Below are 26,341 nucleotides of genomic sequence, written 5' to 3' on the forward strand. Positions count from 1 at the left end.
TTAAGAATCCATGTCACTTTGAGTGCCCACACAGATTGTCTGATAAATTGTTAAAGAGCAGTGCAACGCGGCTTTCGCTCACCGTTGCGAGGTGGCGTATATTACGCTTTCTTCTTTCAGAGTCAAGCGATTATTTTCGCTTTTCTCCTCAACCGGCCCGGCTGTCTGTGTGAAGTGATTCACATCCGCCGTGTCGATGGAGGCGCATTATAGGGATCCCAGTTTTTAGCACAAGCATTTTTTCGATCTTTTCTTCTGACTGTTCTTTTTTCGTTCTTTCCGCTGAAATCCCATCCGATATGCTCAAATAATGACGTAATTGGCCCTTGATCAAGCTACGTATTAGGATCAAAGTCATCAAAAGAATGCACATCAGTCGAGGTTGATATGTCTGCAGTACTCCGTCCCTATAAAGATCTTTTCCCAAAACAAGGCGATCGCGTCATGATCGACAGCAGTAGCGTGGTCATTGGCGATGTCCGGCTGGGTGATGATGTCAGTATCTGGCCGCTGGTTGCTATTCGTGGAGATGTGAATTACGTCGCCATTGGCGCCCGTACTAATATTCAGGATGGCAGCGTGCTGCATGTGACCCATAAATCTTCTTATAACCCTGAAGGTAATCCCCTGATCGTTGGTGAAGAGGTCACTGTCGGTCATAAAGTGATGTTGCACGGCTGCACGATCGGCAATCGCGTTCTGGTCGGCATGGGATCGATTTTGCTGGATGGTGTGGTAGTAGAAGATGACGTAATGATTGGTGCTGGCAGCCTGGTTCCGCAAAATAAGCGGCTCGAGAGCGGCTTTCTCTATTTAGGAAGTCCGGTAAAACAGATCCGCCCCCTGACGGAAGCGGAAATAGAAGGGTTAAAGTACTCAGCCAATAACTACGTTAAATGGAAGAATGATTATCTGGATCAGGAAAGCCAGAACCACCCTTGATCGTCCTCGTCCCCCTTGCGGATCGCATCGCTGGCTTCTTCTTCCAGATCCCAGCGATGTTCACGAAACATCTCAATTGGCAGGCCATCGCCAAAACGACGCGCCAGCGTTCTTCCTTCAATGGCACACATCATTTGCATGCCATTTACCAGCGCGGGAAAACAGACTGCCTGTTTGTCTTCATCCCAGCTTTCTCGATCCGGGAACTGGATCGCCTGGTTCATGCCGATAGCTCCAGTTTGAGTTTTTCAATGACTGGCTCCACTTCCGGCAGCACGCCGTGCCAGAGCATCACCGCATGCGCGGCCTGCCCCACCAGCATCCCCAATCCATCAGCCACACGTTTTGCGCCTTGCCGTTCACACCAGCTCAGAAAAGGCGTTTTGCCTTTCTGATAGAACATGTCATAGCAATTAACCTGTCCATTGATCAATGACGCCGGAATGGCGGGAACGTCGCCACCAATGCCGCTTGAGGTCGCATTAACGATCAGATCAAACTCATGGCCGTGTAACGCGTCCAGGGCGACCGCATGAATACTGCCAGTGTGGGCAAACAGAGCGGCCAACTCTTCTGCCCGGGAGTAAGTACGATTCGTAATGGTTACTGCGCAATCCAGGGAGAGCAGAGGTAAAATCACACCTCGCGCCGCGCCGCCCGCGCCAATCAAAAGGATACGCGCGCCAGGTTTGATAAATGACAGACGTTCCAGATCGCTCAGCAGGCCAATGCCATCAGTGTTGTCTCCCAGAATTCGGCCATCTTCAAGCCGCTTGAGCGTATTCACAGCTCCCGCAAGAGAGGCGCGCTCTGTTAACTCATCGGCACGCCCGAATGCCTCTTCTTTAAAAGGTACTGTGACATTCGCCCCTTTTCCGCCACCAGCAAAAAAAGCCTCCAGCGTCGTCACAAAGGCATCAATGGGTGCAAGCACTCGGCCATAAGGGTGATCGATATGCAACTGCTGGGCGAACTGTTGGTGAATAAACGGCGATTTGCTATGCGCAACTGGATTACCAAAAACGGCGTACGCTTCCATCTGATTACCCCTGGCGAAAAAGTTCGCCGGTCAAAGCATCACGAATTTCTGACGGGTTCAGGCGACCACCGGTTTCACCGATGACCACCGGGAACTCACTACCAAACTGCGCTGACACCTCTTCTGCAGTGCGGCAAGGAGGCAATCCCGTCAGATTGGCGCTGGTAGAGACCAGCGGTTTACCAAAGCGATTACATAGCTCGATGACTAATGGATGGTCCGTCACGCGAACAGCAAGGGAGTCAAAACGCCCCGTCAGCCATCGAGGCGTTGTCGGCAGCGCCGGAAACACAAACGTTACCGGCCCAGGCCAGGAGGAGAAAATGGTTTCACGCTGCGCTGACGTCAACATGGAATCATCTATATAAGGTTTAAGCTGTTCAAAACTGGCGGCGATAAGAATCAGCCCTTTTTCTACCGGGCGCTGTTTAAGCGTTAAGAGACGTGTTACGGCTACTTCGCTGTCGGGATCGCATCCCACCCCAAAAACCGCTTCTGTTGGATAGGCGATGACTTCTTCATTTTTCAGCACGTCCACTGCATGCGCAACGGAGCCTGACTGCAGGTTATTCTTCACTTTTTTATTCCGCCGAAACCGGCTTTCCACATTGTTTACTGGCGCAGAAGCGCTTCATACCTTGCGCCGTTTTTTTCTCGATAAGTAGCGGGTAATGGCACTCAGGGCAGCTGCCCACCACCGGTTTGAAATTGGTAACAAACTGACATTCAGGATAGCGATCGCAGGAGTGGAATGTCTTACCATAGCGTGAACGGCGTTGCACGAGATGCCCGCTGCCGCATTGCGGGCAGGCTACGGCTGTTTCATCAGGTTTATCGATTTGTTCGGTGTGATGACATTCGGGATAGCGACTGCAGCCGATAAACATGCCAAAACGCCCCTGGCGCAGCGCCAGATCGCCGCCGCATTGCGGGCAGGCTTGTCCCTCCAGAATCTTAACAATATGCCCGTCCGCCTGATTTTTCAGGGGACGGACATAATCACATTCTGGATAGTGTGAACAACCGAGAAACGGCCCGTGTTTACCGGACCGGATAACAAGTTCTGCCCCACACTGCGGGCAGGACTCATGTTTACGCACCGTAAATAGTGCTGATTTGGCCATAACAACTCTTGGTGCTGCACAATGAATTAGTGCAGCATACCTTCATTCACTTCAAAGAGTAATTCTTCCATTTGCTGATAGGCATTTTCACACCCTGGAATATTGAACAGAACCATCAGGATGACCCACTTCAGGTCCTCCAGCTCAAATTCTGCGGTATCCAGCGCCATGACGCGCTCTATCACCATTTCTCGTGTTTCGAGGTTCAGCACCTGAATCTGCTCAAGGAATAAGATAAATCCCCGGCAACTGGCATCCAGCCTTTCACACTCTTCAGCCGTATAGATGCGTACAGACAGTGGATCGGAAACTAACTGCATCGGTTCGGCAAGGCCTTCCTGATAATCAGCCAGTTTTTCCAGCCATATTAACGCGTTGTAGATATCTTCCCGTTCGAAACCTGCATCGGTGAGATCGCGTGTGAGTTTGTCCTGATCCACGCGTGCTTCAGCTTCGTTATGGATGTAAGTTTCAAACAAATACATGAGTACGTCGAACATGGCTTGCCCTCCTTAATCGGACATAGCCGCCGGGTACAGCTGCGATCCATCCTGCTAACTCCAGTTCGAGTAGCTGTGCTACGGTTACTGGCACAGGTTGGCCGGCACGTTCAGCGACAACGTCAACAGGTGTTACCTCATCTCCTACGTTAGCCAGGAGCTCAGGAAATGGCAATGCTACCTGGTCCTGATCTGAAGAATAAAGCCAATTTTTGGGATCCTCTGGCAGCCAGTTCAGTCCGTTTTGCAACGTTTCCAGAATATCTTCTGCCGTTGTCACGGGAGTCGCCCCTTGCTTTATTAACCAGTGAGGACCTTCACTCCCCGGGTTGCCAATGGCTCCCGGTAATGCAAAGACCTCACGCCCCTGCTCAAGGGCGCATTTGGCGGTAACGAGAGAACCGCTTCTTATCATCGCTTCGATTACGAACACCCCCAGGCTGAGGCCGCTAATGATGCGGTTACGTCGCGGGAAATTACCCTGCCAGGGAGGCGTCGCGAGTGAAAACTCAGAGATCACTGCACCGCCGCTTTCAACAAGACGCATGGCCAGCGACGAATGGCGGCGGGGATAGACATCCGCCAGACCGTTACCCAGCACCGCGACGCTTTTGCCTTTAACGTTGAGCGCAGCGCGATGCGCTATACCATCGATGCCGCAGGCCAGTCCGCTGGTAATCGTCAGTCCCGCCTGGGCTAGCTGCTCACAAAGCACTTTTCCCCAACGCTCTCCATACCAGGAGTGAGAACGGCTGCCGACCACGGCAAGTTGCAGACTCGACAGCACGGAGGGCTCCCCCTTAACAAACAAAGCCCCAGGGTAATCGGCAATAGCGCGAAGCTGCTCAGGATAGAGGGCATTATCCGCACATATCAGATGATGGCCCTGTCCGGCCAGCCAGGCCATGCTGCGGTCGAGTTCCCGCGGTGAAAATGATAAAAACTTCTCCTTTTGCCTGTGGGTGAGCCCCATTTCCACCAGCAGAGCACCATCAATATGGGGTTCGCGCTGCAGCTGCTGCGCTATCGCCACCATCTTGTCGCCGTACAACTCTCCGGTGCTTATCAGGCGTAGCCAAATCTCTGTGGATGTCATCCTTTCCCCTGCCAGAAGCCGCTATAGCAATCTTTGCGATTGGTCACTGATGCTGTCAATCAGAGGGGGTTTTGTCTAGAATAGAGGTTATATTCTTATCAACTCCTGAATACGACTCTGGAAATATATGGCAGTTTTGCAAGTGTTACATATTCCGGACGAGCGCCTTCGCAAAGTCGCCGAGCCGGTTAAAGAAGTGAATGCAGAAACTCAACGTATCATTGATGATATGTTCGATACGATGTACGCCGAAGAAGGCATCGGTCTCGCGGCGACTCAGGTGGATATTCACCAGCGCATCATTGTGATCGACGTTTCTGAGAACCGCGACGAGCGCCTGGTATTAATCAATCCGGAGCTTCTGGAAAAAAGCGGTGAAACCGGTATCGAAGAAGGCTGCCTCTCTATCCCTGAGCAGCGAGCACTGGTACCGCGTGCAGAAAAAGTCAAAATCCGCGCGCTTGATCGCGACGGTAAGCCGTTCGAACTGGAAGCGGATGATCTGCTGGCCATCTGCATTCAGCATGAGATGGATCATCTGGTCGGTAAACTGTTTATCGATTATCTCTCTCCACTGAAGCAGCAGCGTATTCGTCAGAAAGTAGAGAAACTGGATCGCATGCGCGCTCGCGCTTAATGTGACCCCGGATACAAGGAATAACGTGTCTACATCACTACGTATCATCTTTGCAGGAACACCTGACTTTGCAGCGCGTCATCTCGACGCGCTGTTGTCGTCTGGCCATAAGGTTGTGGGCGTGTTTACTCAGCCCGATCGTCCGGCAGGCCGGGGTAAAAAATTGATGCCGAGCCCGGTAAAAGTCCTGGCTGAAGAGCACGGTTTACCGATCTTTCAGCCTGCTTCGTTACGGCCGCAGGAAAATCAGCAGCTGGTTGCGCAGTTAAATGCAGATGTCATGGTGGTTGTGGCGTATGGCCTCATCCTGCCAAAAGCGGTTCTTGATATGCCGCGTCTGGGCTGCATTAATGTTCACGGTTCACTTCTCCCACGCTGGCGTGGCGCAGCGCCGATCCAGCGTTCATTGTGGGCTGGCGATGCCGATACTGGCGTGACGATTATGCAAATGGACGTAGGGCTGGATACTGGCGACATGCTGTATAAGCTCTCTTGTCCTATTACCGCCGAAGATACCAGTGCCACCCTGTATGACAAACTGGCAGAGCTTGGGCCAAAAGGGCTGATTGATACACTGCAACAGCTTGCAGAGAATCGGGCTCAACCAGAAGTTCAGGACGAAGCATTAGTGACCCATGCTGAAAAGCTCAGCAAAGAAGAGGCCCGCCTCGACTGGACTCTACCTGCAGCTCAGCTTGAACGCTGCATTCGGGCTTTCAATCCATGGCCAATGAGCTGGCTTGAGATAGACGGACAGCCAGTGAAGGTATGGAAGGCCTCTGTGATTGATGGCCAAACTCACGCTGCACCTGGAACAATCATTGCAGCCAGTAAACAGGGTATTCAGGTCGCGACAGTTGAAGGGATCCTTAATCTGGAATCCTTACAACCAGCAGGTAAAAAAGCCATGAGCGCGCAGGACCTTCTTAACTCCCGCCGTGAATGGTTTACCCCTGGCAACAGTCTCGCCTGAGATCATCTCAAATTAAGGCCCGGTGTTTCCGGGCATTTTTATTTTTGCGGTTATGAAAAAACAAAATTTACGCAGCCTGGCAGCACAGGCGATTGAGCAAGTGGTTGAGCAGGGTCAGTCCCTGAGCAATGTCCTGCCACCGTTACAGCAAAAGGTTTCCGATAAAGATAAATCGCTGCTTCAGGAGTTGTGCTTTGGTGTTCTGCGCACGTTACCCCAGATGGAGTGGCTGATCGGAAAACTTATGGCGCGCCCGATGGCGGGCAAGCAACGCGTCATTCACTACCTGATCATGGTCGGCTTCTATCAGCTGCTGCATACCCGTATTCCACCTCATGCCGCACTGGCAGAGACCGTAGAAGGCGCGGTTGCGGTAAAACGCCCGCAGCTGAAAGGGTTGATCAACGGCGTGTTGCGACAGTTCCAACGTCAGCAAGATGAATTACTGGCTGAGTTTGCTCGCACGGAAAAACGTTTCCTGCATCCTGACTGGTTATTAAAGCGTCTGCAAAAAGCCTATCCTGAGCAGTGGGAAGCGCTAATTAATGCCAATAACCAGCGTCCACCTATGTGGCTACGCGTTAACCGCAATCACCACACCCGGGATGCCTGGCTGGCATTACTGGAAGAGGCCGGGATGACCGGGTTCCCTCATCCTGAATACAGGGATGCAGTGCGTCTGGCGGCCCCTGCACCGGTACATGCTCTGCCTGGCTTTGAACAGGGCTGGGTTACCGTTCAGGACGCTTCAGCCCAGGGTTGCATGACCTGGCTTGAGCCGCAGAATGGCGAGCGGATCCTCGATCTTTGCGCCGCGCCAGGCGGTAAAACGACACATATTCTGGAGGTCGCTCCGCAGGCGAACGTGATGGCTGTCGACGTTGACGAACAGCGTCTTTCTCGTGTCTACGATAATCTCAAACGTCTGGGTATGAAGGCGGAAGTTAAGCAGGGTGACGGGCGTACCCCTGGGCAGTGGTGCGGGGATGAGCAGTTCGATCGCATTTTACTGGATGCCCCTTGCTCAGCGACCGGCGTTATCCGCCGTCATCCGGATATCAAATGGTTGCGCCGCGACCGGGATATCAACGAACTGGCACAGTTGCAGTCAGAGATCCTCGACGCTATCTGGCCGCATCTGAAAACAGGCGGGACGCTGGTTTATGCCACCTGTTCTGTTCTGCCGGAAGAGAATAGCCAGCAGATCGCCGCGTTCCTGAAGCGCACACCTGATGCCCGCCTGCATCTGACCGGCACACCAGAACTGCCCGGCAAGCAAAACCTGCCAGGGGCAGAGGAAGGCGACGGTTTCTTTTACGCTAAGCTAATCAAAGAGTGATGTTGATAACGGGTCACAAGATATGAAGATAATCATTCTGGGCGCGGGGCAGGTAGGCGGTACGCTGGCAGAAAACCTGGTCGGTGAGAATAACGACATCACTATCGTTGATACCAATGGCGATCGTCTGCGCGGCCTGCAGGATAAATTCGATCTGCGCGTGGTTCAGGGGCATGGCTCTCACCCACGCGTGTTGCGTGAAGCCGGAGCGGATGACGCAGATATGCTGGTTGCTGTCACCAGTTCTGATGAAACGAATATGGTGGCCTGTCAGGTGGCCTATTCGTTATTTAATACCCCAAACCGAATCGCGCGTATACGTTCGCCGGATTACGTTCGTGATGCCGATAAGTTGTTTCAGTCCGATGCGGTGCCAATCGACCACTTAATCGCGCCGGAACAGCTGGTTATCGACAGTATTTACCGCCTGATTGAATACCCGGGCGCACTGCAGGTAGTCAACTTCGCAGAGGGCAAGGTCAGTCTTGCGGTAGTAAAAGCCTACTATGGCGGCCCGCTGATCGGTAACGCACTCTCTACGATGCGCGAACATATGCCGCACATCGATACGCGCGTCGCCGCGATTTTCCGTCATGACCGCCCTATTCGTCCCCAAGGCTCTACCATTGTCGAAGCTGGTGACGAGGTCTTCTTTATCGCCGCGTCACAGCACATCCGTGCGGTAATGAGCGAGCTTCAGCGACTGGAAAAACCCTATAAGCGCATCATGCTGGTCGGGGGCGGTAATATCGGCGCTGGCCTGGCTCGGCAGCTGGAAAAAGACTACAGCGTAAAATTGATCGAACGGGATCAACAGCGCGCCGCTGAACTGGCAGAAAAACTGCAAAATACGATCGTTTTCTATGGCGATGCGTCGGATCAGGAGCTGCTTGCCGAAGAGCATATCGATCAGGTTGATCTTTTCATTGCTGTTACCAACGACGACGAAGCCAACATCATGTCAGCGATGCTGGCAAAACGGATGGGTGCGAAGAAGGTCATGGTGCTTATCCAGCGCAAAGCCTATGTCGATCTGGTGCAGGGAAGCGTTATCGATATTGCGATTTCGCCGCAACAGGCCACTATCTCTGCCCTGCTGAGTCACGTGCGAAAAGCGGATATCGTTGGCGTTTCTTCCCTCCGTCGTGGAGTGGCAGAAGCTATCGAAGCCGTGGCGCATGGCGACGAAAGCACGTCCCGTGTGGTTGGGCGTACCATCGATGAGATTAAACTCCCGCCGGGCACTATCATTGGTGCAGTGGTGCGGGGTAACGATGTCATGATCGCTAATGACAATCTACGTATTGAGCAGGGCGATCACGTTATTATGTTCCTGACAGACAAAAAGTTTATTACCGACGTCGAGCGCTTATTCCAGCCAAGTCCTTTCTTCCTCTGACACTTGCAAAGGTGCTGTTTTCAGCACCTTTTCTTTTTAACCCAATAATATGTAAGGGTTATATTTCTGTGACGTATGTCTCTCTTCAATGGCAATCCGCTAATGATTTGTTAGACTTGTATTTGTCAGCTGGCACAAGGAGAACAAAATGAGTTTTATTAAAGAATTTCGCGAATTTGCGATGCGCGGAAACGTAGTGGATTTGGCTGTGGGTGTGATTATTGGTGCGGCGTTTGGCAAGATCGTTTCATCACTGGTTGCGGATATCATCATGCCACCACTGGGCCTTTTAATTGGCGGAATAGATTTCAAGCAATTCGCCATAACGCTGCGGGAAGCTCAAGGTGATGTCCCTGCGGTGGTAATGCACTATGGCGTGTTTATTCAAAACGTATTTGATTTCATGATTGTTGCTTTCGCCATCTTTATGGCCATTAAGCTCATCAATAAATTAAACCGTAAGAAAAAAGAAGAACCGGCTGCGCCGCCAGCCCCATCGAAAGAGGAAGTGCTGCTTACTGAAATTCGTGACTTACTGAAAGCGCAGAACAACCGCACTTTGTAAGTCACTCAAAGCAAGAAGGCCAGTGGTAAGAAAGCGATTCGCTTGCTTGCCACTGGCCTCCCAGTTACCCCGTTTTGCATGTTTAGTTTTGCGCAGATAACTTCCTTTCCCTTTCTTGTTCTTCTCGATTCGCTGTCTGAATAAAGGATCATGCAGTAACGCCTCAATGGCATTATCGTTGATCTGACCTTTCTTGTGTTGATAATGGCTCATACTTTCTCCAGTGTTCAAAATATCGACGCGAGTTTAGAAGGTGCTGACAATAAAATCAACATCCGTGAGACTCGCCATTCGCCCCTTGTTCAAGGGTTTCCAGAATAGAACAGTAAACGCTGCTATGTGCAGTACCGCAACAGGCATCGTTCAACCGCTGTAAAGAGAGCCGCATGGTTTGAAGCTCTTCGATGCGCGCCTCGACTTCACTCAATCTCGCCTGCACAATACCTTTTGATTCCTGGCAGGTGTGATGCTCGGGATCGATACGGATCGACAGTAGCTCGCGGATCGATTCCAGGGTAAACCCCAGCTGTCGCGCATGACGAATAAACTTAAGGCGCTGAAGATCCCGGTCGGTATAAAGCCGGAAGCCCCCTTCAGTGCGTATCTCATGTTCCATCATCTGCTGCTTTTCGTAATAACGAATAGTATCAGGGGTAACCTCAGCCAGCTTAGCAAGCTCACCAATACGATACATCGCTACTCCTCCTTCATTTTTTGCATTAGACGTTCAGCATAATCCCCGCGCAGAAACTCAGTACTCGCTCCCGCCTGGCGCAGCTTTAGTTCCAGAAGGGCAAGACGGCGGGCGTAATCCGCATGCGCTGCAGTTCCCTCTTTGACTGTGGTGAGCAAGTGAGACAGTTCGATCGCCTCTTTACGCTGTTCAAGTTCAGGAGGGAGGCAACCCGCGTTTTTCAACATGCGGTAGGCCGCTCGCAGCTCTGGGGGAACATGTGAATCATCATCCAGTTTCAGCGGCTGGCCACTGCCGGGCAGGTCATCGAATTCACCCTGGCGCTGGGCATCCAGGATATGTCGTTCTGCCCATTGGTCCAATAACCACATAGCAAAACTCCGGAAAGAAAGAAAAGAATAAGAGTAGTTTAGAAAATGGGGATTCAGCGGATATAAAAAAACCCGCCGGAGCGGGTTTTTTTACGTTACTGCAGATTACTCTGCAGCAGCTTCTGCTTTCTCTGAACGATCAACCAGCTCGATGTAAGCCATCGGAGCGTTGTCGCCTGCACGGAAGCCACACTTCAGAATACGAGTGTAACCACCGGCACGGCTCGCGAAACGCGGGCCCAGTTCGTTAAACAGTTTTGCCACGATCTCGTTATCACGAGTGCGGGCGAATGCCAGACGACGATTAGCAACGCTGTCAGTCTTGGCAAGAGTAATCAGCGGCTCAACTACGCGACGCAGCTCTTTCGCTTTAGGCAGGGTCGTCTTGATGATTTCATGACGAACCAGTGAACCTGCCATGTTGCGGAACATAGCCTGGCGATGGCTGCTGTTGCGGTTCAGTTGACGACCACTCTTACGATGGCGCATGACCTTATCCTTCTCAGTAAAACCTTAACCTGTGATCCGGTTACTCGTCAGCAATGCTTGCTGGTGGCCAGTTTTCCAGGCGCATGCCCAGAGACAGACCACGTGAAGCCAGCACGTCTTTAATCTCAGTAAGAGATTTTTTACCCAGGTTCGGCGTTTTCAGCAACTCAACCTCGGTACGCTGTACCAGATCACCGATATAGTGGATAGCTTCTGCCTTGAGGCAGTTAGCAGAGCGGACAGTCAATTCCAGATCGTCAACAGGGCGCAGCAGGATCGGATCGAATTCTGGTTTCTCTTCTTTCACTTCCGGCTGACGTACATCACGTAAGTCAACGAAAGCTTCCAGTTGTTCTGCCAGGATGGTTGCCGCACGACGAATCGCCTCTTCAGGATCGATTGTGCCGTTGGTTTCCATTTCGATGACCAGCTTGTCCAGGTCGGTACGCTGTTCTACACGCGCTGCTTCAACATTGTAGGCAATACGCTCTACAGGGCTGTAGCATGCGTCGACCAGCAGACGGCCGATTGGGCGCTCATCTTCTTCCGAATGAATTCGGGCAGAAGCCGGCACATAACCACGACCGCGCTGAACTTTGATACGCATGCTAATAGCTGCGTTCTCATCGGTCAGGTGGCAGATCACGTGCTGCGGCTTGACGATTTCAACATCACCGTCGTGGGTGATGTCGGCTGCAGTCACAGGGCCAATGCCAGATTTATTCAGAGTAAGAATAACTTCATCTTTACCCTGAACTCTCACCGCCAGCCCTTTCAGGTTGAGCAGGATTTCAAGGATATCTTCCTGAACGCCTTCTTTGGTGCTGTACTCATGAAGTACACCATCAATCTCAACCTCGGTCACCGCGCAACCCGGCATCGATGAGAGCAGAATACGGCGCAGTGCGTTACCCAGAGTATGGCCAAAGCCACGCTCTAAAGGCTCAAGGGTCACCTTGGCGTGCGTCGAACTCACTTGCTCGATATCTACCAGGCGCGGTTTTAGAAACTCTGTCACAGAACCCTGCATTGTGTCCTCTCTTTGGTACTAAGCTTTACTTGGAGTAAAGCTCGACGATCAGGTGTTCGTTAATGTCCGCAGACAGATCAGAACGTTCTGGCTGACGCTTGAACGTACCTTCCATCTTGCCAGCATCAACTTCCAGCCAGGTTGGCTTTTCACGCTGCTCAGCCAGCTCCAGAGCGGCTTTCACGCGAGATTGCTTTTTCGCTTTCTCACGAATGCTAACAACGTCATTCGCTTTAACCTGATAAGAAGCGATGTTAACAACACGACCGTTTACCATGATTGCTTTATGGCTAACCATCTGACGTGCTTCAGCACGAGTGGCGCCAAAGCCCATACGGTATACAACGTTGTCCAGACGACCTTCCAGCAGAGCCAACAGGTTTTCACCGGTGTTGCCTTTCAGACGTGCTGCTTCTTTATAGTAGTTACGGAACTGACGCTCCAGCACACCGTACATACGGCGAACTTTTTGCTTTTCACGCAACTGCACACCATAGTCAGACAGACGCGGTTTACGCGCACCGTGCTGGCCAGGAGCTTGTTCAATTTTACACTTGGTATCGATCGCGCGAACGCCAGACTTAAGGAATAAGTCGGTGCCCTCACGACGGCTCAGCTTGAGCTTAGGACCCAAATATCTTGCCATTTTCTATCTCCAACAAACCTGGAAAACGAACGCGTTATACGCGACGTTTTTTCGGCGGACGACAACCGTTATGAGGGATCGGAGTCACATCAGTAATATTAGTGATGCGGAAACCAGCGGCGTTCAGAGCACGAACGGTAGATTCGCGACCCGGACCCGGACCTTTTACCATAACTTCCAGATTCTTGATGCCGTATTCTTTTACGGCTTCAGCGCAACGCTCTGCTGCAACCTGAGCTGCGAACGGAGTGGATTTGCGAGAACCACGGAAACCGGAACCACCGGCTGTTGCCCAACCCAGCGCGTTACCCTGACGATCAGTAATAGTAACGATGGTGTTGTTGAAAGAAGCATGGATATGAGCCACGCCGTCAGAGACTTGTTTTCTTACACGCTTACGTGCACGAACTGGTGCCTTTGCCATTATTCAATCACCCCGATTATTTCTTGATCGGTTTGCGCGGACCCTTACGGGTACGTGCGTTGGTCTTAGTACGCTGACCGCGCACTGGCAGACCACGACGATGACGCAAACCGCGATAGCAACCAAGATCCATCAGGCGCTTGATGCTCATGCTAACTTCACGGCGCAGATCACCTTCAACGACAAATTTGGCAACTTCGTCACGCAGCGTGTCGATTTGTTCTTCAGACAGCTCACTGATCTTAACATCTTCAGCGATACCCGCTGCAGCCAGAATGGCTTTAGAACGGGTCTTGCCGACGCCATAGATCGAAGTTAATGCGATCACAGCATGTTTCTGATCAGGAATGTTAATGCCTGCTATACGGGCCACTATGCACTCCTACTATTTAATATGTACGCACCATGCTGAAAAGCCCGTTTTCAGGATACTCAAATGGAAACGTACAGACATACAAAAGATTGGCTGGCTAATCTAGCCAGCTCAACCCAACTTTGCAAGAAAAATATGCGAAATAATCAGCCTTGGCGCTGTTTATGCTTCGGCTCGGCACTGCAAATCACACGGATGACACCATCACGCTTAACGATTTTGCAGTTACGGCATAATTTCTTGACGGAAGCACGAACTTTCATTTTTACTCTCCGTAACTTCTCGGGCGACCTATTAGCGGCCGTAGCCTTTCAGGTTCGCCTTCTTCAATGCAGACTCGTACTGACTTGACATCATTAGAGTTTGCACTTGAGCCATAAAGTCCATAATCACGACAACAACGATAAGCAGTGAGGTTCCACCGAAGTAGAACGGTACTTTCATTGCATCACGCATGAACTCCGGGATCAGGCAGATAAAGGTAATATAAAGCGCACCAACCAGAGTCAGGCGGGTCATTACTTTATCGATATACTTCGCCGTTTGCTCTCCCGGACGAATTCCTGGTACAAATGCACCGGACTTCTTCAGGTTATCTGCTGTTTCACGCGGGTTGAAGACCAACGCCGTGTAGAAGAAACAGAAGAAGATGATCGCAGACGCATAGAGTAACACATAAAGCGGTTGCCCAGGCTGCAAATACAGCGAAATTGTTGTCAGCCAGTTCCAACCAGTACCGCCCCCGAACCATGACGCGATGGTCGCCGGGAACAGAATAATACTGGAAGCGAAGATTGCCGGGATTACCCCTGCCATATTCACTTTCAGCGGTAAATGTGTGCTCTGTGCAGCATAGACACGACGGCCTTGTTGACGTTTCGCGTAGTTTACCACAATGCGGCGTTGACCACGTTCAACGAAGATAACAAAGAACGTCACTGCAAATACTAATACTGCAACCAACAGCAACAGGAGGAAGTGCAGGTCGCCTTGACGCGCTTGCTCGATAGTATGGGCAATGGCTGGCGGGAGTCCCGCAACAATACCGGCGAAAATAATGATCGAAATACCGTTACCGATACCCCGTTCAGTAATTTGTTCGCCGAGCCACATCAGGAACATTGTTCCTGAAACCAGACTTACAACAGCGGTGAAATAGAATGCAAAGCCTGGGTTAATAACCAGGCCCTGCATACCAGGCATATTCGGTAGACCGGTAGCAATACCGATCGACTGGAATATTGCCAGCACCAGAGTACCGTAGCGGGTGTACTGGCTGATCTTACGACGACCAGACTCCCCTTCTTTCTTCAGTTCTGCCAGGGCCGGATGAACGACCGTCAGCAGCTGGATAATAATCGATGCCGAAATGTACGGCATGATACCCAGAGCAAAGATAGAAGCACGGCTGAGAGCACCACCAGAGAACATGTTAAACATTTCAATGATGGTGCCACGCTGTTGCTCAAGCAGTTTGGCAAGTACAGCGGCATCAATACCAGGGATCGGAATAAAAGAGCCAATACGGAAAACAATCAGCGCACCGATCACAAACAAAAGTCTGCGTTTCAGTTCGCCAAGCCCACCTTTGGCACTTTGAAAATCTAATCCCGGTTGTTTAGCCATCTGCTACTTATTCCTCAATTTTACCGCCAGCAGCTTCGATAGCAGCACGAGCACCTTTAGTAACACGCAGGCCACGAACAGTTACCGGGGTAGAAACTTCACCAGACAGGATCACTTTCGCGAACTCGATCTGAATACCGATAATGTTTGCTGCTTTCAGCGTGTTCAGGTCTACAACGCCGCCTTCAACTTTCGCCAGGTCAGACAGACGAACTTCGGCTGTGATCGCTGATTTGCGAGAGGTGAAGCCGAACTTCGGCAGACGACGGTACAGTGGCATCTGGCCACCCTCGAAACCGCGACGTACGCCACCGCCAGAACGAGAGTTCTGACCTTTGTGACCACGACCACCGGTTTTGCCGAGGCCAGAACCGATACCACGACCCAGGCGTTTACCCGCCTTTTTAGAGCCTTCGGCCGGAGACAGAGTATTTAAACGCATCTCTTACTCCTCAACTTTAACCATGAAGTAAACCGCGTTGACCATACCACGTACAGCAGGAGTATCCTCGCGCTCAACGGTATGACCAATACGACGCAGACCCAGGCCAAGCAGCGTTGCCTTGTGTTTCGGCAGACGTCCGATTGCACTGCGGGTTTGTGTAATTTTAATAGTCTTTGCCATGGTCAATTACCCCAGAATTTCTTCAACGGATTTACCACGCTTGGCAGCGACCATTTCTGGAGATTTCATATTTTCCAGGCCATCAATAGTTGCACGAACCACGTTGATCGGGTTGGTGGAACCGTATGCTTTAGCCAGAACGTTATGAACCCCAGCGACTTCCAGAACGGCGCGCATTGCACCACCGGCGATGATACCGGTACCTTCGGAAGCCGGCTGCATGAAGACACGAGAACCCGTGTGAGTACCCTTAACTGGGTGCTGCAGGGTGCCGTGGTTCAGCGCGACGTTAATCATATTGCGACGGGCTTTTTCCATCGCTTTCTGGATCGCTGCTGGAACTTCACGCGCTTTACCGTAACCAAAACCAACGCGACCGTTACCATCGCCAACTACAGTCAGAGCTGTGAAGGAGAAAATACGACCACCTTTAACGGTTTTAGATACGCGGTTAACCGCGATCAGCTTTTCCTGCAGTTCGCCAGCTTGTTTTTCGATGTGAGCCATCTTACACCTCTACCTTAGAACTGAAGGCCAGCTTCACGGGCAGCATCTGCCAGTGCCTGGACACGACCATGATATTGGAACCCGGAACGGTCAAAGGAAACATCTTTGATGCCTTTTTCCAGAGCGCGTTCAGCAACAGCTTTACCTACAGCTGCAGCGGCGTCTTTGTTACCGGTGTACTTCAATTGTTCAGAGATAGCTTTTTCTACAGTAGAAGCAGCTACCAGAACTTCAGAACCGTTCGGTGCAATTACCTGTGCGTAAATATGACGCGGGGTACGATGTACCACCAGGCGAGTTGCACCCAGCTCTTTGAGCTTGCGGCGTGCGCGGGTCGCACGACGGATACGAGCAGATTTCTTATCCATAGTGTTACCTTACTTCTTCTTAGCCTCTTTGGTACGCACGACTTCGTCGGCGTAACGAACACCCTTGCCTTTGTAAGGCTCAGGACGACGGTAGGCGCGCAGATCTGCTGCAACCTGACCGATCAGCTGTTTATCAGCGCCTTTCAGCACGATTTCAGTCTGAGACGGACATTCTGCAGTAATACCTGCTGGCAGCGCGTGTTCAACAGGGTGAGAGAAGCCCAGAGCCAGGCTTACTGCGTTCCCTTTGATCGCTGCACGATAACCTACACCAACCAGCTGCAGCTTCTTAGTGAAGCCTTCGGTAACACCGATAACCATTGAGTTCAGCAGGGCACGCGCGGTACCAGCCTGAGCCCAGCCATCAACGTAACCAGTACGTGGGCCGAAAGTCAGAGCGTTATCTGCATGAGTAACTTCAACAGCATCGTTGAGAGTACGAGTCAGCTCGCCGTTTTTACCTTTGATCGTAATAACCTGACCGTTGATTTTTACATCAACGCCGGCAGGAACAACGACCGGTGCTTTAGCAACACGAGACATTTTTTCCTCCGATTAGGCTACGTAGCAGATAATTTCGCCACCAAGACCAGCCTGGCGCGCTGCACGATCAGTCATAACACCTTTAGAGGTAGAAACAACTGCGATACCCATGCCGGCCATAACTTTTGGCAGCTCATCTTTACGTTTGTAGATGCGCAGACCTGGGCGGCTGACACGCTGAATGCTTTCTACAACAGCCTTGCCCTGGAAATACTTAAGAGTAAGTTCCAGTTCAGGCTTGGTGTCGCCTTCAACTTTAAAATCTTCGATAAAACCTTCTTCCTTCAGCACGTTGGCGATTGCCACTTTCAGCTTGGAGGAAGGCATGGTGACCGCAGCTTTGTTCGCGGCCTGACCGTTACGGATACGGGTCAGCATATCCGCGATCGGATCTTGCATGCTCATCTGTCTTTACTCCCGTGATTCAATTGGTGACAATTACCAGCTAGCCTTTTTCAGACCCGGGATTTCACCGCGCATTGCGGCTTCACGGACCTTGATACGGCTCAACCCGAACTTCCGCAGGAAAGCGTGCGGACGACCAGTTTGACGGCAGCGGTTACGCTGACGAGACGGGCTGGAATCACGCGGCAGAGTCTGCAGCTTGAGAACTGCATTCCAACGATCTTCGTCGGAAGCGTTCACATCAGAAATGATCGCTTTCAGTTCAGCGCGTTTAGCGAAGAATTTATCAGCTAAAGCTACGCGCTTTACTTCGCGTGCTTTCATTGATTGCTTAGCCATTCAGTAACCCTACCTTACTTGCGGAACGGGAAGTCAAAGGCAGCCAGCAGAGCACGGCCTTCTTCGTCAGATTTCGCAGTAGTGGTAATGGTAATATCCAAACCACGCACGCGGTCGACTTTATCGTAGTCGATTTCTGGGAAGATGATCTGCTCACGGACACCCATGCTGTAGTTACCACGACCGTCGAAAGACTTAGCGGACAAGCCACGGAAGTCACGGATACGAGGTACAGCAATAGTGATCAGGCGCTCAAAGAACTCCCACATGCGTTCGCCACGCAGAGTTACTTTACAGCCGATCGGATAGCCCTGACGGATTTTGAAGCCTGCAACAGATTTGCGTGCTTTGGTGATCAACGGTTTTTGACCGGAGATAGCTGCCAGGTCAGCTGCTGCGTTATCCAGCAGTTTCTTGTCAGCGATCGCTTCACCAACACCCATGTTCAGGGTGATCTTCTCGACCCGAGGGACTTGCATGACAGAATTGTAGTTAAACTCAGTCATGAGCTTATTAACTACTTCGTCTTTGTAGTAATCATGCAGTTTCGCCATCGTACTACTCCAAATTACTTGATAGTTTCGCTGTTAGACTTGAAGAAACGGACTTTTTTGCCGTCTTCGAATCTAAAGCCTACACGGTCAGCCTTGCCGGTTGCCGCATTGAAGATTGCAACGTTAGAAACCTGAATAGCAGCTTCTTTTTCAACGATGCCACCTGGCTGGTTCAGGGCCGGAACCGGCTTCTGATGTTTCTTAACCAGGTTGATACCTTCAACAATGACCTTGCCGGAAGACAGGACATTTTTTACTTTACCGCGTTTACCTTTATCTTTACCGGTTAACACGATAACTTCGTCATCACGACGGATTTTCGCTGCCATGATTCGCTCCTTAGAGTACTTCTGGTGCCAGAGAGATAATTTTCATGAACTTCTCAGTACGAAGTTCACGAGTTACCGGCCCAAAGATACGCGTGCCGATAGGCTGCTCGCTGTTATTGTTTAAAATAACGCATGCATTACCATCGAAGCGAATGACAGAACCGTCAGGGCGACGAACACCCTTCTTGGTGCGCACCACTACCGCTTTCAGCACATCACCTTTCTTGACCTTACCACGTGGAATTGCTTCTTTGATGGTGATCTTGATGATGTCGCCTACGCCTGCGTAGCGACGGTGCGAGCCACCCAGAACCTTGATACACATTACGCGACGTGCACCGGAGTTGTCGGCGACGTTCAGCATAGTCTGTTCTTGGATCATTTTAGTGCTCCGCTAATGTCAACTACTACCTGAGACTCTAAAATCAGAGCCGTTAAAAAGCCCCATATCGAGGGCGCGGCATTATAACACCGCTTCTGCAATATGGGTAGAAAAAATAAACGGCTCATCGCTGAGCCGTTTATTCGTATCGAGAAGGCTACTCTATTACAGAACCGCTTTCTCTACAACGCGAACCAGCGTCCAGGACTTAGTCTTGGACAGTGGACGGCATTCGCGGATTTCTACCACGTCACCGATACCACATTCGTTGTTCTCGTCATGTACGTGCAGTTTGGTCGTACGCTTGATGAATTTACCGTAGATCGGGTGTTTCACAACGCGCTCGATAGCAACAACGATGGATTTCTCCATTTTGTCGCTAACAACACGACCTTGCAGAGTACGGATTTTATCGGTCATTACGCACCCGCCTTCTGAGTCAGTAAAGTCTTAACGCGTGCAACATCACGACGCACTTGCTTCAGCAGGTGAGTCTGTTGCAGCTGGCCACTTGCAGCCTGCATGCGCAGGTTGAACTGCTCACGCAGCAGGTTCAGCAGCTCAGCGTTCAGCTCTTCAACGCTTTTTTCACGCAGCTCATTTGCTTTCATTACATCACCGTCTTAGTTACAAAGGTGGTTTTAATCGGCAGTTTCGCTGCTGCCAGGCCGAATGCTTCACGGGCCAGCTCTTCCGGTACGCCGTCCATTTCATACAGGACTTTACCCGGCTGAATCAAGGCAACCCAGTACTCCACGTTACCTTTACCTTTACCCATACGAACTTCCAGCGGCTTCTCGGTAATTGGTTTGTCCGGGAATACACGGATCCAAATTTTACCTTGACGCTTAACTGCACGGGTCATAGCACGACGTGCTGCTTCGATCTGACGTGCAGTCAGACGACCACGGCCAACAGCTTTCAGACCGAAAGTGCCGAAGCTAACATCCGTACCCTGCGCCAGACCACGGTTGCGGCCTTTGTGCACTTTACGGAATTTTGTACGCTTTGGTTGTAACATCAGCGACGCTCCTTATTTACGGCCTTTACGCTGCTGCTTTTTAGGTTGAGCAGCCGGTTTTTCCGGTTGTTCAACAGCAGCCATACCACCCAGGATCTCACCTTTGAAGATCCATACCTTAACGCCGATTACACCGTAAGTGGTGTGCGCTTCAGAGGTGTTGTAGTCGATGTCAGCACGCAGAGTGTGCAGCGGTACGCGACCTTCACGGTACCATTCGGTACGTGCGATTTCCGCGCCGCCCAGACGGCCGCTAACTTCAACTTTGATACCTTTAGCGCCCAGACGCATTGCGTTCTGTACAGCACGCTTCATAGCACGACGGAACATAACACGACGTTCCAGCTGAGAAGTGATGCTGTCAGCAACCAGTTTTGCGTCCAGTTCAGGCTTACGAACTTCAGCGATATTGATCTGTGCAGGAACGCCAGCGATATCCGCTACGACCTTGCGCAGTTTTTCTACGTCTTCGCCTTTCTTACCGATAACGATGCCAGGACGAGCAGTGTGAATGGTCACACGGATGCTCTTAGCCGGACGCTCGATTACGATACGAGATACGGACGCTTTAGCCAGTTCCTTAGTCAGGTACTGACGTACTTTAAAATCGCTGTCCAGGTTGTCAGCGAATTCTTTGGTGTTCGCAAACCAGGTTGAGTTCCATGGTTTTACAATACCCAGGCGAATACCATTAGGATGTACTTTCTGACCCATTGCTAGTCTCCAGAGTCTCAGCGATCGGACACAACCACAGTAATGTGGCTGGTGCGCTTCAGGATGCGATCTGCACGACCTTTCGCACGCGGCATAATGCGCTTCATGCTCGGGCCTTCGTCTACGAAAATTTTCGCAACTTTCAGATCGTCAATGTCAGCGCCATCGTTGTGTTCAGCGTTAGCAATGGCAGATTCCAGAACTTTCTTGACCAGTACAGCCGCTTTCTTATTGGTGTAGGTCAGAATATCCAGGGCCTGCGACACTTTCTTACCGCGAATCAGGTCAGCAACAAGGCGAACCTTCTGAGCAGAAGAACGAGCATGGCGATGTTGAGCTAAAGTTTCCATCTCTTCCTCCTACCTTATTTCTTCTTCGCTTTTTTATCAGCAGCGTGGCCGCGATAAGTACGAGTCGGTGCGAATTCACCCAGTTTGTGACCGACCATTTCATCGGAAACGAATACTGGAACGTGCTGACGACCATTATGGACAGCGATGGTCAAACCGATCATGTTAGGAAAGATCGTTGAACGACGGGACCAAGTGCGCAGGGGCTTCTTGTCTCCGCTTTCCACCGCTTTCTCTACCTTCTTCAGCAAGTGCAGGTCAATAAAAGGACCTTTCTTGAGAGAACGTGGCATGGCTTATCCTCTAATATTATTTGCTACGGCGACGTACGATAAATTTATCAGTACGCTTGTTGCTGCGGGTCTTCTTACCTTTGGTCTGAACGCCCCACGGAGTTACCGGGTGCTTACCAAAGTTACGACCTTCACCACCACCATGTGGGTGGTCGACTGGGTTCATCGCAGTACCGCGAACGGTAGGACGAACACCACGCCAGCGTGCAGCACCTGCTTTACCCAGAACGCGCAGCATATGCTCAGCATTGCCAACTTCGCCCAGGGTAGCGCGGCAGTCTGCTTCGACTTTACGCATTTCACCAGAACGCAGACGCAGGGTGACATAAGCACCATCACGCGCAACGATCTGAACGTAAGTACCAGCGGAACGTGCCAGCTGACCGCCTTTACCTGGTTTCATTTCTACGTTATGAACGGTAGAACCAACCGGGATATTGCGCATCGGCAGGGTGTTACCTGCTTTGATTGCAGCATCAACGCCAGACTGAATCTGGTCGCCAGCTTTCAGGCCTTTAGGGGCCAGGATGTAACGGCGTTCGCCATCTTTGTACAGAACCAGCGCGATGTTCGCGGAACGGTTCGGATCGTACTCAAGACGCTCAACAACTGCTGGGATACCGTCTTTGTTGCGTTTAAAGTCAACAATACGATAAGCCTGCTTGTGGCCACCACCGATGTGACGAGTGGTGATACGGCCATTGTTGTTACGACCACCGGATTTGCTGTTCTTTTCCAGCAACGGAGCAAAAGGCTTGCCCTTGTGCAGCTCAGGGTTAACCACTTTAACAACGTGGCGACGACCCGGAGATGTCGGTTTACATTTAACAACTGCCATTGTATTACTCCTCCGACTTACTCAGCGCCGCCAACGAAGTCCAGATTCTGGCCTTCTTTCAGGGTGACGTAAGCTTTTTTCCAGTCGCTACGACGACCGATACGCTGTCCGTGACGTTTAACTTTCCCTTTAACTACCAGGGTGTTAACGACTTCGACTTCGACTTCAAACAGTTTCTGCACAGCAGCTTTGATTTCTGCTTTGGTCGCGTCTTTAGCAACTTTGAGAACGATGGTGTTAGTTTTTTCCATCGCAGTAGACGCTTTTTCAGAAACGTGCGGTGCGCGCAGCACCTTCAGCAGACGTTCTTCACGAATCATGCCAGCATCTCCTCAACTTGCTTAACAGCATCAGCAGTCATTACGACTTTGTCGAAGGCGATCAGGCTAACCGGGTCGATACCAGTCGCATCGCGTACGTCAACCTTGTGCAGGTTACGTGCGGCCAGGAACAGGTTCTCGTCCAGCTCACCGGTGATGATCAGCACATCTTCCAGAGCCATGTCTTTCAGTTTCTGTGCCAGCAGCTTAGTTTTAGGCGCTTCTACAGAGAAAGATTCGACAACGATCAGACGATCCTGACGTACCAGCTCGGACAGGATGCTTTTCAGCGCGCCGCGGTACATCTTTTTATTAACTTTTTGACTGTGGTCCTGCGGGCGAGCAGCAAAGGTCACGCCACCGGAACGCCAGATCGGGCTCTTGATAGAACCTGAACGCGCACGGCCAGTACCTTTCTGGCGCCACGGCTTTTTGCCGGAACCAGTTACTTCAGCACGAGTCTTCTGAGCACGAGTACCCTGACGAGCACCAGCTGCATAAGCAACAACAACCTGGTGAACCAGCGCTTCGTTGAAATCACGACCGAAGGTAGTTTCGGAAACAGTCAGCGCGCTCTGCGCGTCTTTCAATACTAATTCCATTGCTATCCCCTTACGCCTTCACAGCTGGTTTAACGATCAGGTCGCTACCGGTTGCACCCGGGACCGCACCTTTAACCAGCAGCAGGTTGCGCTCAGCGTCAACACGTACTACGTCCAGGCTCTGAACGGTTACACGTTCGTTACCCAGCTGACCTGCCATTTTCTTGCCTTTGAACACTTTGCCCGGAGTCTGGTTCTGACCGATAGAACCCGGAACGCGGTGAGACAAGGAGTTACCGTGAGTAGCGTCCTGGGTACGGAAGTTCCAGCGCTTAACGGTACCAGCAAAACCTTTACCTTTAGAGGTACCGGTTACGTCAACTTTTTTAACTTCAGCAAACAGTTCAACGCTAATGTCCTGACCTACGGTGAACTCTTCGCCTTCAGCCAGGCGGAATTCCCACAGACCACGGCCAGCTTCTACGCCAGCTTTAGCGAAGTGACCCGCTTCTGGTTTGGTTACACGGTTAGCTTTTTTAGCACCAGTGGTAACCTGAATAGCGCGGTAGCCATCGTTAGCCAGATCTTTAACCTGAGTAACGCGGTTTGCTTCAACTTCGATTACGGTTACTGGGATAGAAACGCCATCTTCAGTGAAGATGCGGGTCATACCCACTTTTTTACCGACTAAACCAATCATTGTATCAACCTCTCAATCGCTCGATGACCTGATTAACCCAGGCTGATCTGCACGTCTACACCGGCAGCCAGATCCAGACGCATCAGAGCATCAACGGTTTTCTCAGTTGGCTCAACGATGTCAACCAGACGCTTGTGAGTGCGGATCTCGTACTGATCACGCGCGTCTTTGTTAACGTGCGGGGAGATCAGAACGGTAAAGCGCTCTTTGCGGGTCGGCAGCGGGATCGGACCACGGACTTGCGCACCAGTGCGCTTAGCAGTCTCGACGATTTCCGCGGTTGATTGATCGATCAGACGATGATCAAACGCTTTAAGGCGGATACGGATTCTTTGGTTCTGCATGAGACCAGAGCTCCAATTATTTTATAAACGAAAATGATCACTACTCAGACCCATTACGATTGATGGGAGAGTGTAACCGTTCTTACGTAGCTCCCCGATTGGGAGCATTGTTAGGCAACTGAAAAAGATTGCTGCCCGGGGTTCAGATTGAACCAGCTGTCAATTACGACAAGCCCGCGCATTATACGTAAATCTGGGCAGGACGCAAGCCCAGTTTAGAAAATAGACGGCAGAGCTCGATTTTGCGTGTCCCCTCGTAAATGCGGTGCAATCGTACATTGTCGTGAAAACGGCCAGGAAGACGTCTCGCAGCGTTTTAGTTTGCCGTTTGTTTCACCTTTGGGGTGCGTGGAATATGGAGGCAAACATTCCATTGAGGTTTACGCCAATGCTTACTCTCTTCCCCTTCTTGTTTGCCTACCTTGGATTAACAGCACTGTTAGTTCGCGAGGATCTCCGGTCACATCTGCTTCCGGACCGATATCTCTGCCCGCTACTATGGGTTGGTCTGCTTTATCACCTCTGTCTTCAACCCGAGCGGCTGCCTGCCGCCGTCGCAGGGGCGATAGCGGGATACACAGGATTCGCGATTATTTACTGGGGTTACAGGCTGCTGCGTAAGCGTGAAGGGCTGGGTTACGGTGACGTAAAGTATCTGGGTGCGCTGGGCGCATGGCATGGATGGTGCGTACTTCCTGTGCTGGCATTATCAGCAGCTTTGCTGGCTACGCTTTATCTTCTCATCCTGGTGATGTGTAAACCCGGGGAACAGATATTAAAAAACCCACTGCCATTTGGACCTTTCATGGCGGCAGCGGGTTTAATGATGAGTGGGCAAAGCCTGATCAGCTTTCCACTTTAATTTGCGACTGGAGGTAATTTTGCAGCCCAATTTTACTGATAAGATCCAGTTCTGTTTCCAGCCAGTCGATGTGCCCTTCTTCATCGGCCAGAATCTCAATCATCATATCGCGGCTGACGTAGTCATGAACGCTGTCTGCATAAGCGATAGCTTCACGCAGATCTTTCGCCCCTTCGAGCTCCAGCGTCAGATCCGAACGCAATATCTCTTCGACATCTTCGCCGATACCCAGCTTGCCGAGATCCTGCAGGTTGGGAATACCCTCGAGGAACAGAATACGCTCGATGTACTTATCAGCGTGCTTCATCTCATCGATGGACTCATGGTATTCAATATCGTTGAGGCGAGTCAGACCCCAGTTTTTGAACATTCTCGCATGGAGAAAGTATTGGTTGATTGCGACAAGCTCATTTCCCAATAATTTATTGAGATAACTTATGATTTTGATATCACCTTTCATTATAGTCCCTCCGCTTCCACTCATTGAAGCGTAGATGGGGCTACAGGGATGTCAAAAGAAAAGTATGAGCCTCAGGCAATCTCTTTGTATTCCGGGATCTGCATCAATTCGTCCTGCATAATCTCGCGGGCAGCGCGAACGCACTTACCGCATTGATTTCCAACCGGAACAAACTTACGCAGCTGCTGAAAAGATTGAGGATGAAACTGGCGAACGGCCTGACGAATTTTTTTATCACTCACACCGTTACATAAACAAACGTACATAACCACTCCCGTTCAAAATATGGGCAAAGTGTAAGTGAGAATAATTATGATTACAATAGCACAAGCACGAAGATGCGGGGCGGGAGCGAACAAAAAATACGAAAATTTGTGACAACCATAAACGCTGAATACAAAAAAGGACGCCGAAGCGTCCTTTTTAATTCAGGGATAATTAATTAGCCCAGAACTTTAGCAACAACACCCGCGCCAACGGTACGGCCGCCTTCGCGGATTGCGAAACGCAGACCATCGTCCATTGCGATTGGGTGGATCAGGGTAACAACCATTTTGATGTTGTCGCCTGGCATTACC

General features: G+C 51.0%; 46 protein-coding genes and 1 pseudogene. 7 read left to right on the plus strand and 40 right to left on the minus strand.

What is annotated here, in order from left to right:
• The first annotated feature begins 387 nt into the window (after positions 1-387).
• Positions 388-942, plus strand: a complete 555-nt coding sequence (locus WFM46_RS15970; RefSeq protein WP_103177253.1) for a gamma carbonic anhydrase family protein — start codon at positions 388-390, stop codon at positions 940-942.
• On the opposite strand, the gene WFM46_RS15975 is transcribed toward WFM46_RS15970, so the two are convergent.
• From WFM46_RS15975 to dprA, 6 genes are read right to left on the minus strand one after another with little or no spacing between them, the layout of a single operon-like run.
• Positions 918-1,166, minus strand: a complete 249-nt coding sequence (locus WFM46_RS15975; RefSeq protein ID WP_103177254.1) for a DUF1488 domain-containing protein — start codon at positions 1,164-1,166, stop codon at positions 918-920. The genes WFM46_RS15970 and WFM46_RS15975 overlap by 25 nt on opposite strands.
• The gene (aroE, locus tag WFM46_RS15980) at positions 1,163-1,981 is read right to left on the minus strand and encodes a shikimate dehydrogenase (protein ID WP_156655293.1); all 819 of its coding nucleotides are present in this window, start codon (positions 1,979-1,981) and stop codon (positions 1,163-1,165) included. Before aroE ends, WFM46_RS15975 begins: the two co-directional genes overlap by 4 nt.
• A gap of 4 nt (positions 1,982-1,985) precedes the next feature.
• On the minus strand, positions 1,986-2,558 hold the full coding sequence (gene tsaC, locus WFM46_RS15985; protein WP_103177256.1) for an L-threonylcarbamoyladenylate synthase type 1 TsaC: 573 nt from the start codon (positions 2,556-2,558) through the stop codon (positions 1,986-1,988).
• Between the two features lie 4 nt (positions 2,559-2,562).
• Positions 2,563-3,105 carry a topoisomerase DNA-binding C4 zinc finger domain-containing protein gene (locus WFM46_RS15990; RefSeq protein ID WP_180210878.1) on the minus strand — a complete coding sequence of 181 codons (543 nt, stop codon included), beginning with the start codon at positions 3,103-3,105 and terminating at the stop codon, positions 2,563-2,565.
• A gap of 26 nt (positions 3,106-3,131) precedes the next feature.
• Positions 3,132-3,605, minus strand: coding sequence for a DUF494 family protein Smg (gene smg, locus WFM46_RS15995; RefSeq protein ID WP_039032055.1), 474 nt, complete (start codon positions 3,603-3,605; stop codon positions 3,132-3,134).
• Positions 3,577-4,701: a DNA-protecting protein DprA gene (gene dprA / locus WFM46_RS16000; RefSeq protein WP_336997995.1), complete on the minus strand. Its 1,125-nt coding sequence runs from the start codon at positions 4,699-4,701 to the stop codon at positions 3,577-3,579. The genes smg and dprA overlap by 29 nt, the downstream gene beginning before the upstream one ends.
• Before the next feature lie 127 nt (positions 4,702-4,828).
• Between dprA and def the strand changes: the two genes are divergently transcribed.
• The 5 genes from def (at position 4,829) to mscL (ending at position 9,614) form a co-directional block, all read left to right on the plus strand.
• Entirely contained in the window at positions 4,829-5,338 is a 510-nt protein-coding gene (def, locus tag WFM46_RS16005) for a peptide deformylase (protein WP_103825484.1), read from the plus strand.
• Between the two features lie 25 nt (positions 5,339-5,363).
• Positions 5,364-6,311, plus strand: a complete 948-nt coding sequence (gene fmt, locus WFM46_RS16010; protein WP_336997996.1) for a methionyl-tRNA formyltransferase — start codon at positions 5,364-5,366, stop codon at positions 6,309-6,311.
• 52 nt (positions 6,312-6,363) lie between these two features.
• A complete protein-coding gene (rsmB, locus tag WFM46_RS16015; protein WP_336997997.1) occupies positions 6,364-7,650 on the plus strand; it encodes a 16S rRNA (cytosine(967)-C(5))-methyltransferase RsmB in 1,287 nt (428 codons plus the stop codon).
• 22 nt (positions 7,651-7,672) lie between these two features.
• Positions 7,673-9,049 (plus strand): Trk system potassium transporter TrkA, encoded by a 1,377-nt coding sequence (gene trkA, locus WFM46_RS16020; protein ID WP_103177260.1) that lies wholly within the window; start codon positions 7,673-7,675, stop codon positions 9,047-9,049.
• A 148-nt stretch (positions 9,050-9,197) separates the two neighbouring features.
• Entirely contained in the window at positions 9,198-9,614 is a 417-nt protein-coding gene (mscL, locus tag WFM46_RS16025; RefSeq protein WP_103177261.1) for a large-conductance mechanosensitive channel protein MscL, read from the plus strand.
• Here mscL and WFM46_RS16030 read toward each other — a convergent pair.
• From WFM46_RS16030 to rpsJ, 31 genes are all read right to left on the minus strand, one after another.
• Positions 9,582-9,827, minus strand: a complete 246-nt coding sequence (locus WFM46_RS16030) for an alternative ribosome rescue factor ArfA (protein WP_180210875.1) — start codon at positions 9,825-9,827, stop codon at positions 9,582-9,584. The genes mscL and WFM46_RS16030 overlap by 33 nt on opposite strands.
• A 55-nt stretch (positions 9,828-9,882) precedes the next feature.
• Positions 9,883-10,308: a Zn(2+)-responsive transcriptional regulator gene (zntR, locus tag WFM46_RS16035; protein ID WP_336997998.1), complete on the minus strand. Its 426-nt coding sequence runs from the start codon at positions 10,306-10,308 to the stop codon at positions 9,883-9,885.
• Between the two features lie 2 nt (positions 10,309-10,310).
• On the minus strand, positions 10,311-10,679 hold the full coding sequence (locus WFM46_RS16040; protein ID WP_114316547.1) for a DUF1992 domain-containing protein: 369 nt from the start codon (positions 10,677-10,679) through the stop codon (positions 10,311-10,313).
• A 105-nt stretch (positions 10,680-10,784) separates the two neighbouring features.
• Positions 10,785-11,168 (minus strand): 50S ribosomal protein L17, encoded by a 384-nt coding sequence (gene rplQ, locus WFM46_RS16045; protein ID WP_001216368.1) that lies wholly within the window; start codon positions 11,166-11,168, stop codon positions 10,785-10,787.
• A gap of 40 nt (positions 11,169-11,208) precedes the next feature.
• Entirely contained in the window at positions 11,209-12,198 is a 990-nt protein-coding gene (locus WFM46_RS16050; protein WP_002919219.1) for a DNA-directed RNA polymerase subunit alpha, read from the minus strand.
• A gap of 25 nt (positions 12,199-12,223) precedes the next feature.
• Entirely contained in the window at positions 12,224-12,844 is a 621-nt protein-coding gene (gene rpsD, locus WFM46_RS16055; RefSeq protein ID WP_032614687.1) for a 30S ribosomal protein S4, read from the minus strand.
• A 34-nt stretch (positions 12,845-12,878) separates the two neighbouring features.
• Positions 12,879-13,268, minus strand: coding sequence for a 30S ribosomal protein S11 (gene rpsK / locus WFM46_RS16060; protein WP_003863312.1), 390 nt, complete (start codon positions 13,266-13,268; stop codon positions 12,879-12,881).
• 16 nt (positions 13,269-13,284) lie between these two features.
• Positions 13,285-13,641, minus strand: coding sequence for a 30S ribosomal protein S13 (rpsM, locus tag WFM46_RS16065; protein ID WP_003031135.1), 357 nt, complete (start codon positions 13,639-13,641; stop codon positions 13,285-13,287).
• Between the two features lie 146 nt (positions 13,642-13,787).
• The gene (gene rpmJ / locus WFM46_RS16070) at positions 13,788-13,904 is read right to left on the minus strand and encodes a 50S ribosomal protein L36 (protein ID WP_000868187.1); all 117 of its coding nucleotides are present in this window, start codon (positions 13,902-13,904) and stop codon (positions 13,788-13,790) included.
• Positions 13,905-13,935: 31 nt separating this feature from the next.
• Positions 13,936-15,267 (minus strand): preprotein translocase subunit SecY, encoded by a 1,332-nt coding sequence (secY, locus tag WFM46_RS16075; protein WP_103177265.1) that lies wholly within the window; start codon positions 15,265-15,267, stop codon positions 13,936-13,938.
• Between the two features lie 7 nt (positions 15,268-15,274).
• Positions 15,275-15,709 (minus strand): 50S ribosomal protein L15, encoded by a 435-nt coding sequence (gene rplO, locus WFM46_RS16080; protein ID WP_039032065.1) that lies wholly within the window; start codon positions 15,707-15,709, stop codon positions 15,275-15,277.
• A 3-nt stretch (positions 15,710-15,712) separates the two neighbouring features.
• Positions 15,713-15,892 (minus strand): 50S ribosomal protein L30, encoded by a 180-nt coding sequence (gene rpmD / locus WFM46_RS16085; protein ID WP_003863301.1) that lies wholly within the window; start codon positions 15,890-15,892, stop codon positions 15,713-15,715.
• A gap of 6 nt (positions 15,893-15,898) precedes the next feature.
• On the minus strand, positions 15,899-16,399 hold the full coding sequence (rpsE, locus tag WFM46_RS16090; RefSeq protein ID WP_007369821.1) for a 30S ribosomal protein S5: 501 nt from the start codon (positions 16,397-16,399) through the stop codon (positions 15,899-15,901).
• A gap of 14 nt (positions 16,400-16,413) precedes the next feature.
• On the minus strand, positions 16,414-16,767 hold the full coding sequence (gene rplR / locus WFM46_RS16095; protein WP_039076817.1) for a 50S ribosomal protein L18: 354 nt from the start codon (positions 16,765-16,767) through the stop codon (positions 16,414-16,416).
• Positions 16,768-16,776: 9 nt separating this feature from the next.
• Entirely contained in the window at positions 16,777-17,310 is a 534-nt protein-coding gene (rplF, locus tag WFM46_RS16100; RefSeq protein ID WP_103177266.1) for a 50S ribosomal protein L6, read from the minus strand.
• A 12-nt stretch (positions 17,311-17,322) separates the two neighbouring features.
• Positions 17,323-17,715: a 30S ribosomal protein S8 gene (gene rpsH, locus WFM46_RS16105; RefSeq protein WP_003031127.1), complete on the minus strand. Its 393-nt coding sequence runs from the start codon at positions 17,713-17,715 to the stop codon at positions 17,323-17,325.
• Positions 17,716-17,748: 33 nt separating this feature from the next.
• On the minus strand, positions 17,749-18,054 hold the full coding sequence (gene rpsN, locus WFM46_RS16110) for a 30S ribosomal protein S14 (RefSeq protein ID WP_042396030.1): 306 nt from the start codon (positions 18,052-18,054) through the stop codon (positions 17,749-17,751).
• A 14-nt stretch (positions 18,055-18,068) separates the two neighbouring features.
• A complete protein-coding gene (rplE, locus tag WFM46_RS16115) occupies positions 18,069-18,608 on the minus strand; it encodes a 50S ribosomal protein L5 (RefSeq protein WP_007702494.1) in 540 nt (179 codons plus the stop codon).
• A gap of 14 nt (positions 18,609-18,622) precedes the next feature.
• Positions 18,623-18,937, minus strand: a complete 315-nt coding sequence (rplX, locus tag WFM46_RS16120; RefSeq protein ID WP_000729185.1) for a 50S ribosomal protein L24 — start codon at positions 18,935-18,937, stop codon at positions 18,623-18,625.
• A 10-nt stretch (positions 18,938-18,947) separates the two neighbouring features.
• Positions 18,948-19,319, minus strand: coding sequence for a 50S ribosomal protein L14 (rplN, locus tag WFM46_RS16125; protein WP_002919748.1), 372 nt, complete (start codon positions 19,317-19,319; stop codon positions 18,948-18,950).
• Positions 19,320-19,484: 165 nt separating this feature from the next.
• Complete coding sequence (gene rpsQ / locus WFM46_RS16130; RefSeq protein WP_008457160.1) at positions 19,485-19,739, minus strand: 30S ribosomal protein S17; 255 nt, start codon at positions 19,737-19,739, stop codon at positions 19,485-19,487.
• Entirely contained in the window at positions 19,739-19,930 is a 192-nt protein-coding gene (rpmC, locus tag WFM46_RS16135; protein WP_032614707.1) for a 50S ribosomal protein L29, read from the minus strand. The genes rpsQ and rpmC overlap by 1 nt, the downstream gene beginning before the upstream one ends.
• Complete coding sequence (gene rplP / locus WFM46_RS16140) at positions 19,930-20,340, minus strand: 50S ribosomal protein L16 (RefSeq protein WP_002919759.1); 411 nt, start codon at positions 20,338-20,340, stop codon at positions 19,930-19,932. Before rplP ends, rpmC begins: the two co-directional genes overlap by 1 nt.
• Positions 20,341-20,352: 12 nt before the next feature.
• Positions 20,353-21,054, minus strand: a complete 702-nt coding sequence (rpsC, locus tag WFM46_RS16145) for a 30S ribosomal protein S3 (protein ID WP_000529945.1) — start codon at positions 21,052-21,054, stop codon at positions 20,353-20,355.
• 17 nt (positions 21,055-21,071) lie between these two features.
• Positions 21,072-21,404 carry a 50S ribosomal protein L22 gene (gene rplV, locus WFM46_RS16150; RefSeq protein WP_002919773.1) on the minus strand — a complete coding sequence of 111 codons (333 nt, stop codon included), beginning with the start codon at positions 21,402-21,404 and terminating at the stop codon, positions 21,072-21,074.
• Positions 21,405-21,418: 14 nt separating this feature from the next.
• Positions 21,419-21,697, minus strand: coding sequence for a 30S ribosomal protein S19 (gene rpsS / locus WFM46_RS16155; RefSeq protein ID WP_001138115.1), 279 nt, complete (start codon positions 21,695-21,697; stop codon positions 21,419-21,421).
• Between the two features lie 16 nt (positions 21,698-21,713).
• On the minus strand, positions 21,714-22,535 hold the full coding sequence (gene rplB / locus WFM46_RS16160; protein WP_000301859.1) for a 50S ribosomal protein L2: 822 nt from the start codon (positions 22,533-22,535) through the stop codon (positions 21,714-21,716).
• 17 nt (positions 22,536-22,552) lie between these two features.
• Positions 22,553-22,855 (minus strand): 50S ribosomal protein L23, encoded by a 303-nt coding sequence (gene rplW / locus WFM46_RS16165; RefSeq protein WP_000617546.1) that lies wholly within the window; start codon positions 22,853-22,855, stop codon positions 22,553-22,555.
• Complete coding sequence (gene rplD / locus WFM46_RS16170) at positions 22,852-23,457, minus strand: 50S ribosomal protein L4 (protein ID WP_003031119.1); 606 nt, start codon at positions 23,455-23,457, stop codon at positions 22,852-22,854. Before rplD ends, rplW begins: the two co-directional genes overlap by 4 nt.
• A 10-nt stretch (positions 23,458-23,467) precedes the next feature.
• Entirely contained in the window at positions 23,468-24,097 is a 630-nt protein-coding gene (gene rplC / locus WFM46_RS16175; RefSeq protein ID WP_006817279.1) for a 50S ribosomal protein L3, read from the minus strand.
• Positions 24,098-24,129: 32 nt separating this feature from the next.
• Positions 24,130-24,441: a 30S ribosomal protein S10 gene (gene rpsJ / locus WFM46_RS16180; RefSeq protein WP_001181005.1), complete on the minus strand. Its 312-nt coding sequence runs from the start codon at positions 24,439-24,441 to the stop codon at positions 24,130-24,132.
• A gap of 388 nt (positions 24,442-24,829) precedes the next feature.
• Between rpsJ and WFM46_RS16185 the strand changes: the two genes are divergently transcribed.
• Positions 24,830-25,303, plus strand: coding sequence for a prepilin peptidase (locus WFM46_RS16185; protein ID WP_336997999.1), 474 nt, complete (start codon positions 24,830-24,832; stop codon positions 25,301-25,303).
• On the opposite strand, the gene bfr is transcribed toward WFM46_RS16185, so the two are convergent.
• The 3 genes and pseudogenes from bfr to tuf all read right to left on the minus strand — a co-directional run.
• Positions 25,287-25,763, minus strand: a complete 477-nt coding sequence (bfr, locus tag WFM46_RS16190) for a bacterioferritin (RefSeq protein ID WP_103177268.1) — start codon at positions 25,761-25,763, stop codon at positions 25,287-25,289. The genes WFM46_RS16185 and bfr overlap by 17 nt on opposite strands.
• Before the next feature lie 71 nt (positions 25,764-25,834).
• Positions 25,835-26,029 (minus strand): bacterioferritin-associated ferredoxin, encoded by a 195-nt coding sequence (gene bfd, locus WFM46_RS16195; protein WP_059180778.1) that lies wholly within the window; start codon positions 26,027-26,029, stop codon positions 25,835-25,837.
• A 176-nt stretch (positions 26,030-26,205) separates the two neighbouring features.
• A pseudogene (gene tuf / locus WFM46_RS16200) lies at positions 26,206-26,341 on the minus strand (elongation factor Tu); the annotation flags it as partial.

Origin of the sequence: Leclercia sp. M50 (assembly GCF_037150775.1) — a bacterium.
Lineage (GTDB): Bacteria > Pseudomonadota > Gammaproteobacteria > Enterobacterales > Enterobacteriaceae > Enterobacter.